This window comes from Stenotrophomonas sp. WED208 (assembly GCF_040984485.1).
Lineage (GTDB): Bacteria > Pseudomonadota > Gammaproteobacteria > Xanthomonadales > Xanthomonadaceae > Stenotrophomonas > Stenotrophomonas riyadhensis.
The window spans coordinates 321,366-335,513 of the sequence record NZ_JAZARB010000001.1 but is presented as its reverse complement, the minus strand read 5'-3'; the positions used below and the strand labels follow the sequence as shown (position 1 = coordinate 335,513).

The following is a 14,148-nucleotide window of genomic DNA, read 5'->3' as shown; positions in this document are numbered from 1 at the left end:
TGCGCTGTTTGCGACTTAATCCCCTCCGTCCCCTTTTCCGGGTCAGCGGAAGTTGTTGCGCAGGCCGTTCCAGCACTGCTGGTAATCGCCCTGGCGATGGCCGGCCGCCAAGGCCTGCGCGGTCGGGCGGATCACCGCGCGTGTCTCGAACATGAAGGCCATCGTGTCCTTGATCACGTCCGCCTTGGACAGGTCCGCATTGGAGGCCTTGTCGAAGGTCGGCGCATCCGGACCGTGGCCACTCATGCAGTTGTGCAGCGACGCGCCGCCCGGCACGAAGCCTTCGGCCTTGGCGTCGTAGGCGCCATGCACCAGGCCCATGAACTCGCTGGCGATGTTGCGGTGGAACCACGGCGGGCGGAAGGTGTTCTGCGCCACCAGCCAGCGCGGCGGGAAGATCGCAAAGTCCATGTTGCTGGTCCCCGGCGTGTCGCTGGGCGAATGCAGCACCAGGAAGATCGACGGGTCCGGGTGGTCGTAGCTGATCGAACCGATGGTGTTGAAGCGGCGCAGGTCGTAGCGGTACGGCGCGTAATTGCCATGCCAGGCCACCACGTCCAGCGGCGAATGGTCGATCGGCGCACGCCACAGGCGGCCCTCGAACTTGGCGATCAGCTCGAAATCACCATCGACATCCTCGAACGCCGCGTGCGGGGTCTCGAAGTCGCGCGGGTTGGCCAGGCCGTTGGACCCGATCGGACCGAGGTCCGGCAGTTTCAGCAGCGCACCGTAGTTTTCGCAGATGTAGCCGCGGCTCGGGCCATCGGGCAGTTCGACGCGGAAGCGCACGCCGCGTGGGATCACCGCGATCTGCTGCGGCTCGATCTCGATCACGCCCAGCTCGGTCAGCAGGCGCAGGCCGCCCAGCTGCGGCACGATCAGCAGCTCGCCATCGGCATCGTAGAAGTAGCGGCCGACCATGTCGCGGTTGGCGGCGTAGAGGTGGATGCCCACGCCGGCATGCGCATCGGGCGAGCCGTTGCCGCCCATCGTGTACAGGCCCTCGACGAAGTCGGTCGGCAGTTCCGGCAGCGGCAGCGGGCTCCAGCGCAGCTGGTTCGGCGAAGCCGGTTGAGCGCCGAAATCGCACTGCAGCCGCGACTGCGCGAACGGCGTGAATTCGCCATGGGTCACCGCCGGGCGGATCCGGTACAGCCAGCTGCGGCGGTTGCTGCCGCGCGGCGCGGTGAAGGCGGTGCCGGTCAGCTGTTCGGCGTACAGGCCGTGGGCCACCTTCTGCGGCGAGTTCTGTCCGACCGGCAGCGCGCCGGCGACGGCCTCGGTGGCGAATTCGTTGCCGAAACCGGACTGGTAGCCGCGGGCGGTGATGGCGGTGGACATGGGGGCTCCTGAAAAACGGCGAGACCGGAACGGGAAGCAGCCGAGCATGGCTCGGCTCTACAGATGAGCAGGCGCCGGGCATGACCCGGCGCTACCGTTGAACGTTACAGCACGCCGCGGCGGATCTGGTCGCGCTCGATGCTTTCGAACAGCGCGGTGAAGTTGCCTTCGCCGAAGCCTTCGTTGCCCTTGCGCTGGATGATCTCGAAGAAGATCGGGCCGATGCAGTTCTGGGTGAAGATCTGCAGCAGCTTGCGCTGGTGGGTTTCCGGATCGGCATCGATCAGGATCTTGTTCTTGGCCAGGCGCGCCACGTCTTCACCGTGGTTCGGCACGCGCTGGTCGATCACGTCGAAGTAGGTCTCCGGCGTATCGAGGAAATCCACGCCCTGCGCGCGCATCGCTTCAACGGTCTCGTAGATGTTCTCGGTGAAGCAGGCGATGTGCTGGATGCCCTCGCCCTTGTACGCGTCCAGGTACTCGTTGATCTGGCTCTTCGGGTCGGACGATTCGTTCAGCGGGATGCGCACGATGCCGTCCGGCGCGGTCATCGCCTTGGACACCAAGCCGGTCTTCAGGCCCTTGATGTCGAAGTAGCGGATCTCGCGGAAGTTGAACAGGCGCTCGTAGTAGTCCGACCACTGCTGCATGTTGCCGAAGTACAGGTTGTGGGTCAGGTGGTCGATGAAGGTCAGGCCGAAGCCCACCGGGTGCAGGTCGGCACCGGCGATCGGCTCGTAGTCGCCATCGAAGATGCTGCCTGCGCTGCCGTAGCGGTCGACCAGGTACAGCATGCAGTCGCCGATGCCCTTGATGACCGGCGCGCTGACCGCCTTGCTGTCCGGCTTGAAGGCGATGGCTTCGGCGCCGTTGCCCAGCGCGGTCTGGTAGACCTCCTGGCCCGGCTTCTTGAAGCGGATGGCGAAGCCGCAGGCGCACGGGCCGTGCTTTTCGGCGAAGTCCGAGGCGAACGAATCGGGGTCTTCATTGACCAGGAAGTTGACGTCGCCCTGGCGATAGACGGTAATCGGACGCTGCTTGTGCTTGAGCACCGCGCTGAAGCCCATCTTCCGGAAGTACTCGTGCAGCTCCTGGCCACGGCCGGCCGGGGCGGCGAATTCGACGAACTCGAAGCCGTCGATGCCCATCGGGTTCTCGAAGGTGGTGACCTGCATGCCGGGGTTGGGGTGCGAGGCGGTCGGGACTGCGGTATTCATGGCGTGGCTCCGAATCGGTACCGCATCGGTACAAACCAGGTGCGGGCAGGTAGGGACCCGGCGAGAATGCAGGGTCTGGACCCAACCCTTATAGTTACACTTGAAACCACCAGCAAGGTGCACCGCAACATGAGCCCCGATCCCGCCTCGACCCGCCTGCGTGCCTCGCACGTCCTGCTCGACCTGGAACAGTTCCTTCCGTACCGGCTGAGCGTGCTGTCCAACCGGGTCAGCGGCAACATCGCCAAGCTATACGGCGATCGTTACGGTCTGGCGATTCCCGAGTGGCGGGTGATCACCATCCTGGCGCTGTACCCGGGCTCCTCGGCCAGCGAGGTCTCCGACCGCACGGCGATGGACAAGGTGGCGGTCAGCCGTGCCGTGGCCCGCCTGCTGGAGCGCGGCTTCATCAAGCGCGAGACCCACGGCGACGACCGCCGCCGCTCGGTGCTTGCCCTGTCGGCAGCCGGTTTCGAGGTGTACGAGACCATCGCGCCGATGGTGATCGAGATCACCCGCAAGCTGATGTCGGTGCTGAGCGACGAGGAAGAGCAGGTGCTGGAAAAGCTGATCCTGCGCCTGGCCGGCGAAGGCCTGGAGCGGATGGGCGAAGGGGTCTGAAAGAAAAAGGGGACGAAGGGGATTAAGTCGTATCACGCACACATGTGCTGATTGCGGCTTAATCCCCTCCGTCCCCTTTTTTCAGCTCAGATGCTTGCGCCGCGCATGGATCCACGGCACCGCCAGCGCAGCGATGGCTCCCCCGGCGAAGCCCAGCGAGGCGGCAACCGTAGCCGCTTCGACCGCACCCGGCAGCGCCAGCGCGGCAGCCACCAGCAGCAGCGACGGCAGGCCGACGAAGGTGCCCAGGAAGAAGTGCCAGCGCGGTGACCAGGTGTTGAGCTGCAGCAGGCTGACCGGCTGCCAGGCGTCAGACGCGGCGTCCTCGGCGATTTTCGCCACGACCTTGCCCAGGTCCACTTCCGGCAGCGCGCGTCCCTGCCGCGCGGTCGCCAGCAGTTCCGCAACCGCCTCCACCGGCGGGAAACTGGACGGCCACGCGACCGGTGCCGGCACGCCGTAGGCGGTCAGCAGCGGCACGCTCAGCCACGGTGCCACCAGCGGGCGCATGCGGCGGCGGCCCTGCACGCACCAGAGCTGTGGCTGGCCGTGCGCGGTGACGCTGTACAGCGCCAGTTCGTTGGCCGGCGGGTAACCGAGCATGGTCACCCGCGCTGCCAGGCTCTCCTGGCCCATCGCGCGCAGGAAGCCGGGACGGCTGCGCCCTTCCTGCATCCACGCCAGCCCCAATGCACCCACCAGATAGGCCTCCGCCACGTCCTTGCTGCCGGCGGTTGCGCGCTCGTCGCTGGCCAGGTACCAGGCCAGCGACTTTGGTTCAGAGACGTCCTCCAGGCCCCAGCGGCTGTCGTCACCCAGCACGTGGCGCACCGGCAGGCGCGCCGGCGCGGTTTCACCACGTTCGCCCGGCTGCAGGAACGGCAGCACGCCCTGGATGAACGTGGACAGTTCGATCGCACGCACGCCTTGGCCCTGCCACTCCGGCGGCAGCAACCCGGCCAGCTGACCTTCGGCAGCCAATGCATCGAGCCGCGCCTTCTGCTCGACCAGCTTCTGCACCGCGCCCTTCAGCACCACGTTGTCGGGCAGCGCGATCTGCGGCAGGCGGTGACGCGGCGGTGCCAGTTCAACGGTGTCCTCGCCGGTACCCGCGTCATCCAGCAGTGCCTCCTGCGGCGGCAGGGTCACGCCATCGCCTGCTTCGCCGTCGGCCAGAGTGCTGGCAGGTTCGGGCAGTCGTTCGGCGTGGTCGCTGTGCATGGGCATTCCGGTAGGGTGCATCGACGGGATGTCGACTGAGGTCCTTGCCGGTAACGGCGTACGTGCGGTGAAGTTGAGATGCCGATTCGGAGAGTGTGACGGCGCGCGCAATCGACCCACGTCACGCGTGGATGTGCCTCAGTGCCGACCAACGGTCGGCACCCACCGGGGGTGGCGGTCAGCGGTCGGCATCCACCGAAGCTGCCGGCCAGCGGCCGGCACTACCCTATTCCGGTTTGTCAGGTGCCCACTGCTTGAGGAAGGCGGTCACCCGTGCCGGCTGGAAGGCGTCGCCCTTGCGCAGTTCGCCGGTCGCCTGCGACACCAGCAGGCTGCCATCGGCATTGAGCACCAGCAGGTGCGGGTAGTCGCGCTCCATTTCCGGGAACTGGGCGAAGAAGGCGGTGTTGGGCTGTTCGTCGCTGGCGTTGACCTTCACCCACACGTAGTGGGCATCGCGGAAGCGGCGCAGATCGCCGTTGCCTTCCACCAGCTCGTCCAGCGCCTGGCAGCGATCGCAGGCGGCGTTGCCGACCTCCAGCAGGATGCGCTTCTTGCCGCGCTGGGCTTCCACCTTGGCGGTGGCCAGATCGTCGGCGGGATCGCGGGCCGGATCGAACTGCGCGCCGAGCCCGGCGATGGCGGCGATGTCCGCCGCCACCGGGGTGTTGCCCGAGGCCACCGGTTCGCTGGGGTCAGCGACCGGTGGCTCGGTGGGTCGGGTATCCAGAGGCTGCGTGGGCTCGGCGACGGCAGGCGGTTGCGGTTGGGAACAGGCGCCGATCAGCGCCGCACAGACCACCACCATTGCACCACCGAGCTTGCTGCGCATGCCTTCTACCCTCTCATCATCATTTGACGCCGTGCATCAGCTTGTTGATCAGCGGGGCGACCAGGAACAGCACCACGCCGGAGCCGATCAGGGCCCAGAACCCGAAGGTATACCCCTTCAGGGCCGACTCGACCGTCATGCCGCCTTCACCACTGACCACACCGGCGAAGATGCCCGACAGGTTGTTGCCGATGCCGGTGGACAGGAACCAGCCACCCATGCCGAAGCCGACCAAGCGCACCGGGGCCAGCTTGGTCACCATCGACAGGCCGATCGGCGACAGGCACAGCTCACCCACGGACTGGATGACGTAGACCATGAACAGGGTCCAGAACGGGATCTTGCCGTCCACGACCATCTGCGACAGGGCGAACATCAACAGCGCGAACGCGGCGCCGTTGAACAGCAGGCCCAGGCCGAACTTGCGCGGGATGGACGGATTGGCGCGGCCCATGGCCACCCAGATCCAGGCGATGACCGGTGCCAGGGTGATGATGGCCACCGAGTTGACCGACTGGAACCACGCGGTCGGGAAGGTCCAGTCACCGAACTGGCGGTTGACGATGTTCTCGGCCAGGAAGGTGAACGAGCTGCCGGCCTGCTCGAAGAACATCCAGAACATCACGTTGAAGGCGAAGATGATCAGCATGGCGATCACGCGGTCGCGCTGTACCTTGCCCTCGCGGATGCCCTCGACCAGCAGCAGCACGGCCAGCGCGGTGAACATCGCGCCCAGGATCCAGGCCAGCGCGGTGGCGCCGGTGGCCAGCAGGAAGTACGCGACCGGGATGGCGACCACGGCACCGATCAGCACCATGATGATGCGACCGAAGCCTTCAGCGCCGGCCGGCGGTGCACCGATGCCCTTCAGGCCGGCACGACCGATGTAGAACCACACCAGCGAGATCAGCATGCCCACGCCCGAGGCAATGAACACGACCTTGTACGACGGCATTTCGGTGGTACCGAAGACCTTGCGGGCCAGGTACTCGGTCAGCACCGGGGCGATCATCGCGCCGATGTTGATGCCCATGTAGAAGATGGTGAAGCCCGAATCGCGGCGCTCGTCCTTCAGGCCGTACAGCTTGCCGACCATGGTCGAGATGTTGGGCTTGAACAGGCCGTTGCCGACGATGATCGTGGCCAGGCCGAGCTTGAAGATGTGCTCCTGCGGCAGCGAGATCATGAACAGGCCCGCGGCCATGATGATCGCGCCGGTCAGGATCGAGCGCTGGTAGCCCAGGACCCGGTCGGCCACGTAGCCACCGAAGATCGCCGCGGCGTACACCAGGGCCAGGTAGGCACCGTAGATGCGGCTGGCGTCGCCTTCACCGGCAGCGTTGCCGTTGTAGAACTGGGCGACGATGTACAGCACCAAGGCCCAGCGGATGCCGTAGAACGCAAAGCGCTCCCAGAACTCGGTCATGAACAGCATCCACAGCGGGCGCGGATGGCCCAGCGTGGTCTTGAAGTCCGGCAGCGCCGGCTCTGGGGTGTTCGCAGTGGCGTTTACGCTCATGCGGATTTCCTGGTTCGGTGGATGACGAGCACGTCCGATGTGCAGTTGGAGCAACGCGCGAGGATCACCGACTTCTGGCGTTCACGTCAAATACACGCCGTTTGAGGCAGGTCATGGCCTGCTCGCTGAACTTGCATCTGAAACGATCCAGCCAATCGCCGGGGGCCAAGCTGAATGGGGATCACCCCAGTTCTGCCGGGGGCGCGGCCTGCAGGCTGGTGCGTACCTGGAACAGTTCGGGGAAGAAGGTCAGCTCCAGCGCCTTGGCCAGGAAGCCCACCCCGGACGAGCCGCCGGTGCCGCGCTTGAAGCCGATCACCCGCATCACCGTGCGCATGTGTCGGAATCGCCACAGCTGGAAGGCGGTCTCTAGGTCCACCAGGTCCTCGCACAGCGAGTACTCGCGCCAGTAGCGGTCGGTGTCCTGGTAGATGCGTTCGAAGACCGGCTGCAGTGCGTCGTCGGCCACATGCGGCTGGGTCCAGTCATGGGCCTCGTAGACTGCCGGGACGGCATGGCCGAAGCGGGCCAGGTACTTCAGGAATTCCTCGTACAGGCTGGGCGCTTCCAGCACGCTGCGCAGCTGGGCCTGCCCGGCCGCGTCGTGCTCGAACACCTGCAGCATCTGCGCGTTCTTGTTGCCCAGCAGGAACTCGATGTAGCGGTACTGCAGCGACTGGAAGCCCGACGACGGGCCCAGCACGTCGCGGAAGCCCATGTACTCGGACGGAGTCAGCGTTTCCAGCACCGACCACTGCTCGGTGAGCTGGCGCAGCACCTGCTTGCTGCGCGCCAGCACCTTTCGGCATTGCCAGACTTCATCGCGCTGCAGGAAGCCGATCGCGGCACGCAGTTCGTGGCCCAGCAGCTTCAGCCACAGCTCCGAGGTCTGGTGCTGGATGATGAAAAGCATCTCGTCGTGGTGCGGCGGGTTGGACAGCGGCTGCTGCGCGCTGAGCAGCTGGTCCAGCCGCAGGTAGCCGCCATAGGTCAGGCGCCCCTGCAGATCGGTGTGGATGCCGGCTTCGAGATCGCGTTGGTTGTTGTCGACGGACATGGGTGCGGCCAGATCGGGGGCGGCAAGGGTAGCGCGTTGCCGCCGTGCTGGCAGCCGCCACCTCCATACCCGGGCGTGCGGAAGGCCGTGGAGCATCGCCCGATGCCGGGCCTGCGCGTGGAACCGATCAGGCCGTTGCGCGGGCAGTCAGCCAGAGGCATATTCTGATGCTTTGCAGCAACGACTGAATACGTTGTTGTTATTGGCCCCCCACCCGCCGGCAGGGGTAAAACGGGGTGTCGCCGTGTTGCGCCGCAGGAAGGCTATTCCGTACGCGTTCCTTAACATGGCGATTCATATCATTTGTAACTTCTCTGTCGAAGGTGCAGTACGCAATGACGGTTGCCGCTGAATTCAAGATCGAATACCTGCAGTACCTGGACACGGACGGCAAGCTCGTCCGCGATGACCTGCCCGCGTCGCTGCGCGACCCCAAGGTCCTGGTACCGCTGTTCAAGCAGATGCTGTTCGTACGTACGTTCGACAGCAAATCCATCGCGCTGCAGCGCACCGGCAAGCTCGGCACCTACGCCGCCTGCCTGGGCCATGAAGCCGCGCACGTGGGCATCGGTGCCGCGATGCAGAAGGACGACGTGTTCGCACCTTCGTACCGCGAGTATGGCGCGATGTTCATGCGTGGCGTGCGCCCGCACGACGTGCTGATGTACTGGGGCGGCGACGAACGCGGCAACGATTACGGCGGCAACGCGGCCAAGGACTTCCCGTTCTGCGTGCCGATTTCCACCCAGTGCCTGCACGCCGCAGGCGCTGCGCTGAAGTTCAAGCTCAACAAGGAACCGCAGATCGCGGTGGCCGTGTGTGGCGACGGCGGCAGCTCCAAGACCGACTTCTACGCGGCACTGAATTCGGCGGGCGCCTACAAGCTGCCGCTGATCCTGTGCATCGTCAACAACGGCTGGGCCATCTCGGTTCCGCGTTCGGCCCAGACCGGTGCCGAAACGCTGGCGCAGAAGGGCCTGGCCGGCGGCCTGCACTGCCTGCAGGTGGACGGCAACGATCTGATCGCAGTGCTGGCGGCGATGGAGCAGGCGCGCGAACGTGCGCTGGCCGGCAACGGTGGCACCGTGCTGGAACTGATGACCTACCGCCTGTCCGACCACACCACCGCCGATGACGCACGCCGCTACCGCGACGACGCCGAAGTGAAGGATGCCTGGCAGCGTGAGCCGATGCTGCGCCTGCGCAAGTACCTGATCAACGCCGACGCGTGGAGCGAGGACGAGGAAACCGCGTGGGTCGCCGAGTGCGGCGCGCGCGTGGACGAGGAAGTGAACTTGTACCTCAACACGCCGGTGCAGCCGGTCGAGGCGATGTTCGATTTCCTCTACGCCGATCCGCCGCAGGACCTGCTGGCCCAGCGTGCCCAGGCGATCGCCCTGGAGAAGCGCCATGGATGAGATCAAGAACGGCGCGCCCGGCGCGCACACCAACGCCGCCGACAGCGCCGCCGTCGCGCGCGGAGAAGAGAGCATGACCACCACCCCCATCACCCTGATCGAAGCCATCACCCAGGCACTGGCCTGGGAGCTGGAGCACGACCCGTCGGTGCTGGTGCTGGGCGAGGACGTGGGCGTCAACGGCGGCGTGTTCCGCGCCACCGCCGGCCTGCAGCAGCGCTTCGGCTCCGAACGCATCCTCGACACCCCGCTGGATGAAACCACCATCGCCGGCCTGACCATCGGTCTGGCGGCGCAGGGCATGAAGCCGGTGGCCGAGGCCCAGTTCGACGGTTTCATGTACCCGATGGTCGACCATATCGTCTGCCACGCCGCCCGCCTGCGTTACCGCACGCGTGGCCGCCTGCACTGCCCGATGGTGCTGCGCGTGCCGTGGGGCGGTGGCATCCGCGCGCCGGAACACCACAGCGAAGCCAACGAGGCGATCTTCACCAACGTGCCGGGCCTGCGCGTGGTGCTGCCGTCGTCGCCGCAGCGCGCCTACGGCCTGCTGCTGGCCGCGATCCGCGAGCCGGATCCGGTGATCTACATGGAGCCCAAGCGCATCTACCGCCAGTACAAGGAAGTGGTCGTCAACGACGGCGAAGCCTTGCCGCTGGACGTCTGCTTCGTGCTGCGCGACGGCACCGACGTGACCCTGGTGACCTGGGGCGCGCAGGTGAAGGAAGCGCTGGAAGCGGCCGACAAGCTGGCCGGTGAAGGCATCAGCGCCGAAGTCATCGACGTGGCCACGCTGCGTCCGCTGGACTTCGCCACCATCGCCGAATCGGTGGCCAAGACCGGCCGCTGCGTGATCGTGCAGGAGGCCCCGAAGACCGCGGGCTTCGGCGCCGAGATCGCTGCGCGCCTGGCCGAGGAATCGATCTACGACCTGCTGGCCCCGGTCGAGCGCGTTACTGGCTACGACACCCACATTCCGCTGTTCCGCCTGGAAATGAAGTACCTGCCGAGCGTTGAGCGGATCGTGGCTGCGGCCAAGCGCGCGGTGGCGGCCGGCTGACATGCGGGCCCGCCTTCTGGGGGCTTACCGCAGCCAGTATCCCAACCCGCTCCGGTTCCACACCGGCCAGATCGTCGAAGTAGGTGTCCGTGACGAGGAATGGCCGGCGTTTGCCTGGGTACGCACCAACGATGGGCGCGCTGGATGGGCGCCCATCGCCTGGTTGCAGCTGCTGGACGAGGGTCGCGCCGAAGCGCTGTGCGACTACGACGCCCGCGAGCTGGATGTGGAAAGCGGCGAGATGGTGAAGCTTCATCACGAACACGGCGGGTGGTGGTGGTCCGAGCGCGCCAATGGCGCGACGGGTTGGCTGCCGGCCCGCGAACTGGAACTGCTGGAAGAGAACTGCAAATGAGCCAGACCAAGAACTTCAACCTGCCCGACCTGGGCGAAGGCCTGCCGGACGCGACCATCGTCGAGTGGTTCGTCAAGGAAGGCGATGTGATCAAGCTGGACGAGCCGCTGGTCTCGATGGAGACCGCCAAGGCCGTCGTCGAAGTGCCGTCGCCGTTCTCCGGCAAGGTGCTGAAGCTGTCCGGCGCTGCCGGCGACATCATCCCGACCGGCTCGGTGCTGGCCAGCTTCGAACTGGACCCCAACCTGCCACAGCGCGCGGATGGCCAGGACACCGGCCACAGCCACGGCCATGCTGCACCGGCCGCGGCACCGACCCCGCCGCCGCTGCCGGCCGCTGCCGCGCCGGTGGCCGCCGAAGCGGCCAAGCCCGCCGCCGCCGAGCGTGATGACGCCGGTACCGTGGTCGGCGCCATGCAGAGTTCCAACGCCGTGCACGCCGAGCAGGCGCTGGCCGTCGGTGGCGTCAAGGCCGTGCCGGCCGTGCGTGCCACCGCGCGCAAGCTGGGCGTGGACCTGTCCCGCGTGCGCGCCACCGGCGCCGATGGCGCGGTGACCATGGCCGACGTCAAGCAGGCAGCTGCGGATGGCAGCGCCAAGATCGGTGCCGCTCCGGCTCCGGCCGCTGCTGCCTATGCCGCGCCGGCCCCGGCGCAGGTGTCTGCCCCGGTGCAGAGCGAAGCCCGCACCCCGCTGTCTGCCGCCGGCAAGCCGATGCGTACCCAGCCGCCGGGCGTGATCGCCAAGGGTCAGCCGGAACCGCTGAAGGGCGTGCGCCGCAACATGGCGCGCGTGATGGCCGATGCGCATAGCAAGGTCGTGCCGACCACGCTGAACGACGATGCCGACATCCACGCCTGGCTGCCGGGCAACGACGTCACCGCGCGCCTGGTGCGTTCGATCGTGGTCGCCGCGCAGAAGGTGCCGGCGATGAACGCCTGGTTCGACGGTGAAGCGCTGACCCGCACCCTGCACGCGCAGGTGGACATCGGCATCGCCGTGGACACCGACGACGGCCTGTTCGTGCCGGCCCTGCGCAACGCCGACATGCTCGATGCACGCGGCATCCGCGAAGGCGTCAACCGCCTGCGCGAGCAGGTGGAATCGCGTTCGATCGCCGCCTCGGAACTCAGCGGCTACACCATCTCGCTGTCCAACTTCGGCATGTTCGCCGGCCGCTACGCGACCCCGGTCGTGGTGCCGCCGTGCGTGGCCATCGTTGGTGCCGGCCGTGCCCGCCACCAGATGACCCCGGTGATGGGCGGCGTGGAAGCGCACAAGGTGATCCCGCTGTCGGTCACCTTCGACCACCGCGCGGCCACCGGCGGCGAAGCGGCCCGCTTCCTGCGCGCGATGATGGACGACCTGGCGCTGGCCAGCTGATCGGCCACCTTATCGGTGGGTGCCAACCTTGGTTGGCACATGAACTGGAAAAACGCCGGGCGCTGCCCGGCGTTTTTTTGTGCCCGCATCCACGCATGGCGTGGATCTACACAATGCGGGCGATCAATCGCGCGCGACCATGCCTTCCGCGCGGCTGTAGACACGCAGGCGGTGGCCATCCGGATCGGCGCCGACGAAGGTATGGCCGAATTCCAGGGTCACCGGTGCCTGCAGGATCTGCACACCGAGTGCGCGCCACGCATCGTGCATCTGCTGCACGGCCTCCGGGTTGCCGACCACCATCGCCAGTTCGGCGGCACCGGCCTGTGCGGACACAGGCGGCTGCACGTCGTCGCGCTGCCACAGGCCCAGTGCGGCGCCATCGCCGAGCAGGAACAGGGCGAAACCGGGCGACTGCTCGACCGGTGGCTTGCCGAGAATGCCGCTGTAGAACGTGGCGCTGGTGGCGACGTCGCGCACGTACTGCAGCAGGGTGCTGGGCCTGAACATGGGGAAGCTCCGTTGTTGGGAGCAATCATGGTGGTACGGCCCTGCTGACAGATTCTGTCAGTAGCGTCGAGCGTGCTCGACTGCTGTTGCCCTTGCCCTGGTAGATGTCGAGCTTGCTCGACTGCTGTTCGCGAAGATCAAAGGCGGTCGAGCAAGCTCGACCCCTACCAGGAGCAAAGAGCGAAGGCCACCCTCCCCCATCAAAGCGCAGAAGCAATCGAGCAGGCTCGGCGCTACGAACGGTCCAGCCAGTCCGGTGCGATGCCCTGTGCCTTCTGCCAGCGCCGCAGCAGGGTGGCGCGCGGCACGAGGTAGCGATCCTCCAGCGCCCTCACCTGGCGGATGCGGTCCAGGCGGAAATGGCGGAAGTCCTCGCGGCCTTCGCACCACGCCGCCAGCATCGGCACTTCATCGAAGTAGCCCAGCGCGAACGGCCACACAATGCGCTCGGTACGTTGGCCCTGCGCATCCTGGTAGCCGAACTGCAGTCGTTGTTGCGCGCTCACCGCTTCGCGCACAGCCTGCAGGCGCGCAGCGGGTACCTTGGCCGCAGCGCGCGAAGGACCCACGCGCAGGCCGCTGTCACGCAGCGCTTCGCGCCGTGCTGTAGGCAATACATGCGCGATACGCGCCAACGCATCACGCGCGGCCTCAGCCAACGCCGGCTCGGTGCGCGCCGCAACCCAGCGCAGGCCCAGCACCAATGCATCAATCTCTGCGGGCGGCAGGGTCATCGGCGGCAGGGTATCGCTAGGTGCCAGCTGGTAGCCGACGCCAGCCTCACCGCGCAGGTCGGCACCCTGCTCGCGCAGGGTCTCGATATCGCGGTACAGCGTGCGCAGGCTGATGCCCAGCGCTTCGGCCAGCACCTGCCCGGCCACCGGCCGTCGATGGCGGCGCAGCAGCTGCAGCAGCTGGGTCAGGCGCAGCGCACGCGACATCAGCCGGCCAGTGCGCTGGATGCCACTACATGCTGCCCCGGTTGCGGGGCCAGCGCGGCCTCGACCAGTGCCTTGGCGATCTCGCTGGCCGGGTTGATCCGCCACGCCCGTGGCAACACCGGCCCCAGCGCGCCGAGCACCGTCAGGGCCAGGCGCTCGCCACGTCGCACCTCGGTGCGCTCGCCCCCGATCAGCCCGGGGCGGACCAGGGTCAACGAGTTGAAGCCCAGCGCGCGCAGGTCACGCTCCAGCTCACCCTTCACCCGGCTGTAGAAGATCGACGACTGCGGGTTGGCACCGGCTGCGGAATTCAGCACATAGGTCTGCGCACCCTGCGCCTGCGCCAGGCGGGCGAATGTCAGCGGGTAGTCATGGTCGATACGGTGGAAGGCCTCGCGGCTGCCGGCCTGGGTGATGGTGCTGCCGAGCGCACAGATGACCGCGTCCACGCGTGCCCACTCGGGCGCGCCAGGCAACGCATCGAAGGCCAGCACCGGATTCTCCAGCTTGGCGTGGGCCACAGCCAACGGGCGGCGGGTCGGCGCGATCACGGCGCTGCAGCGCGGGTCGTCCAGCAGCCTGGACAGGGTCAGCCCGCCAACCAGGCCGGTCGCCCCCAGCAACATCACGCGCATCACCACCTCCACTGCGGCATCCTGTCGCCCATCCTAGCC

Annotated in this window: 14 protein-coding genes; 5 read left to right on the top strand and 9 right to left on the bottom strand. The window is 67.0% G+C overall.

Annotated features, from left to right (window positions below; genetic code table 11):
- Window positions 1-42: 42 nt before the first annotated feature.
- Entirely contained in the window at window positions 43-1,341 is a 1,299-nt protein-coding gene (gene hmgA / locus VPH47_RS01415) for a homogentisate 1,2-dioxygenase (protein WP_368849969.1), read from the bottom strand.
- Between the two features lie 104 nt (window positions 1,342-1,445).
- Entirely contained in the window at window positions 1,446-2,558 is a 1,113-nt protein-coding gene (gene hppD / locus VPH47_RS01410; protein WP_176433087.1) for a 4-hydroxyphenylpyruvate dioxygenase, read from the bottom strand.
- A gap of 129 nt (window positions 2,559-2,687) precedes the next feature.
- Between hppD and VPH47_RS01405 the strand changes: the two genes are divergently transcribed.
- Window positions 2,688-3,179, top strand: a complete 492-nt coding sequence (locus VPH47_RS01405; protein ID WP_057501376.1) for a MarR family winged helix-turn-helix transcriptional regulator — start codon at window positions 2,688-2,690, stop codon at window positions 3,177-3,179.
- 81 nt (window positions 3,180-3,260) lie between these two features.
- Here the strand turns inward: VPH47_RS01405 and VPH47_RS01400 are convergent, their stop codons facing one another.
- The 4 genes from VPH47_RS01400 to VPH47_RS01385 form a co-directional block, all read right to left on the bottom strand.
- On the bottom strand, window positions 3,261-4,400 hold the full coding sequence (locus VPH47_RS01400; RefSeq protein WP_368849968.1) for a hypothetical protein: 1,140 nt from the start codon (window positions 4,398-4,400) through the stop codon (window positions 3,261-3,263).
- Between the two features lie 226 nt (window positions 4,401-4,626).
- On the bottom strand, window positions 4,627-5,232 hold the full coding sequence (locus VPH47_RS01395) for a thioredoxin family protein (RefSeq protein WP_368849967.1): 606 nt from the start codon (window positions 5,230-5,232) through the stop codon (window positions 4,627-4,629).
- Window positions 5,233-5,251: 19 nt separating this feature from the next.
- Entirely contained in the window at window positions 5,252-6,751 is a 1,500-nt protein-coding gene (locus VPH47_RS01390; protein WP_368849966.1) for a peptide MFS transporter, read from the bottom strand.
- Window positions 6,752-6,932: 181 nt separating this feature from the next.
- Complete coding sequence (locus VPH47_RS01385) at window positions 6,933-7,808, bottom strand: tryptophan 2,3-dioxygenase (RefSeq protein ID WP_125426943.1); 876 nt, start codon at window positions 7,806-7,808, stop codon at window positions 6,933-6,935.
- Window positions 7,809-8,143: 335 nt separating this feature from the next.
- On the opposite strand from VPH47_RS01385, the gene pdhA reads away from it, so the two are divergent.
- The 4 genes from pdhA to VPH47_RS01365 are packed head-to-tail and all read left to right on the top strand — an operon-like array spanning window position 8,144 to window position 12,023.
- Window positions 8,144-9,226, top strand: coding sequence for a pyruvate dehydrogenase (acetyl-transferring) E1 component subunit alpha (gene pdhA / locus VPH47_RS01380; protein WP_368849965.1), 1,083 nt, complete (start codon window positions 8,144-8,146; stop codon window positions 9,224-9,226).
- On the top strand, window positions 9,219-10,286 hold the full coding sequence (locus tag VPH47_RS01375; protein ID WP_019338598.1) for an alpha-ketoacid dehydrogenase subunit beta: 1,068 nt from the start codon (window positions 9,219-9,221) through the stop codon (window positions 10,284-10,286). Before pdhA ends, VPH47_RS01375 begins: the two co-directional genes overlap by 8 nt.
- 1 nt (window position 10,287) lies before the next feature.
- Entirely contained in the window at window positions 10,288-10,641 is a 354-nt protein-coding gene (locus VPH47_RS01370; RefSeq protein WP_005411349.1) for an SH3 domain-containing protein, read from the top strand.
- Window positions 10,638-12,023 carry a dihydrolipoamide acetyltransferase family protein gene (locus VPH47_RS01365; protein ID WP_180846925.1) on the top strand — a complete coding sequence of 462 codons (1,386 nt, stop codon included), beginning with the start codon at window positions 10,638-10,640 and terminating at the stop codon, window positions 12,021-12,023. Before VPH47_RS01370 ends, VPH47_RS01365 begins: the two co-directional genes overlap by 4 nt.
- Before the next feature lie 123 nt (window positions 12,024-12,146).
- Here the strand turns inward: VPH47_RS01365 and VPH47_RS01360 are convergent, their stop codons facing one another.
- The 3 genes from VPH47_RS01360 to VPH47_RS01350 form a co-directional block, all read right to left on the bottom strand.
- A complete protein-coding gene (locus tag VPH47_RS01360; protein ID WP_368849964.1) occupies window positions 12,147-12,533 on the bottom strand; it encodes a VOC family protein in 387 nt (128 codons plus the stop codon).
- A 233-nt stretch (window positions 12,534-12,766) separates the two neighbouring features.
- Complete coding sequence (locus VPH47_RS01355; protein WP_368849963.1) at window positions 12,767-13,474, bottom strand: helix-turn-helix transcriptional regulator; 708 nt, start codon at window positions 13,472-13,474, stop codon at window positions 12,767-12,769.
- The gene (locus tag VPH47_RS01350) at window positions 13,474-14,109 is read right to left on the bottom strand and encodes an NAD-dependent dehydratase (RefSeq protein WP_368849962.1); all 636 of its coding nucleotides are present in this window, start codon (window positions 14,107-14,109) and stop codon (window positions 13,474-13,476) included. The genes VPH47_RS01355 and VPH47_RS01350 overlap by 1 nt, the downstream gene beginning before the upstream one ends.
- Between the last annotated feature and the right edge of the window lie 39 nt (window positions 14,110-14,148).

Bases quoted from the DNA above. Each gene is read 5' to 3' on its own strand.
- hmgA (WP_368849969.1), bottom strand. From the start codon at position 1,341: ATGTCCACCGCCATCACCGCCCGCGGCTACCAGTCCGGTTTCGGCAAC.
- hppD (WP_176433087.1), bottom strand. From the start codon at position 2,558: ATGAATACCGCAGTCCCGACCGCCTCGCACCCCAACCCCGGCATGCAG.
- VPH47_RS01405 (WP_057501376.1), top strand. From the start codon at position 2,688: ATGAGCCCCGATCCCGCCTCGACCCGCCTGCGTGCCTCGCACGTCCTG.
- VPH47_RS01400 (WP_368849968.1), bottom strand. From the start codon at position 4,400: ATGCACAGCGACCACGCCGAACGACTGCCCGAACCTGCCAGCACTCTG.
- VPH47_RS01395 (WP_368849967.1), bottom strand. From the start codon at position 5,232: ATGCGCAGCAAGCTCGGTGGTGCAATGGTGGTGGTCTGTGCGGCGCTG.
- VPH47_RS01390 (WP_368849966.1), bottom strand. From the start codon at position 6,751: ATGAGCGTAAACGCCACTGCGAACACCCCAGAGCCGGCGCTGCCGGAC.
- VPH47_RS01385 (WP_125426943.1), bottom strand. From the start codon at position 7,808: ATGTCCGTCGACAACAACCAACGCGATCTCGAAGCCGGCATCCACACC.
- pdhA (WP_368849965.1), top strand. From the start codon at position 8,144: ATGACGGTTGCCGCTGAATTCAAGATCGAATACCTGCAGTACCTGGAC.
- VPH47_RS01375 (WP_019338598.1), top strand. From the start codon at position 9,219: ATGGATGAGATCAAGAACGGCGCGCCCGGCGCGCACACCAACGCCGCC.
- VPH47_RS01370 (WP_005411349.1), top strand. From the start codon at position 10,288: ATGCGGGCCCGCCTTCTGGGGGCTTACCGCAGCCAGTATCCCAACCCG.
- VPH47_RS01365 (WP_180846925.1), top strand. From the start codon at position 10,638: ATGAGCCAGACCAAGAACTTCAACCTGCCCGACCTGGGCGAAGGCCTG.
- VPH47_RS01360 (WP_368849964.1), bottom strand. From the start codon at position 12,533: ATGTTCAGGCCCAGCACCCTGCTGCAGTACGTGCGCGACGTCGCCACC.
- VPH47_RS01355 (WP_368849963.1), bottom strand. From the start codon at position 13,474: ATGTCGCGTGCGCTGCGCCTGACCCAGCTGCTGCAGCTGCTGCGCCGC.
- VPH47_RS01350 (WP_368849962.1), bottom strand. From the start codon at position 14,109: ATGCGCGTGATGTTGCTGGGGGCGACCGGCCTGGTTGGCGGGCTGACC.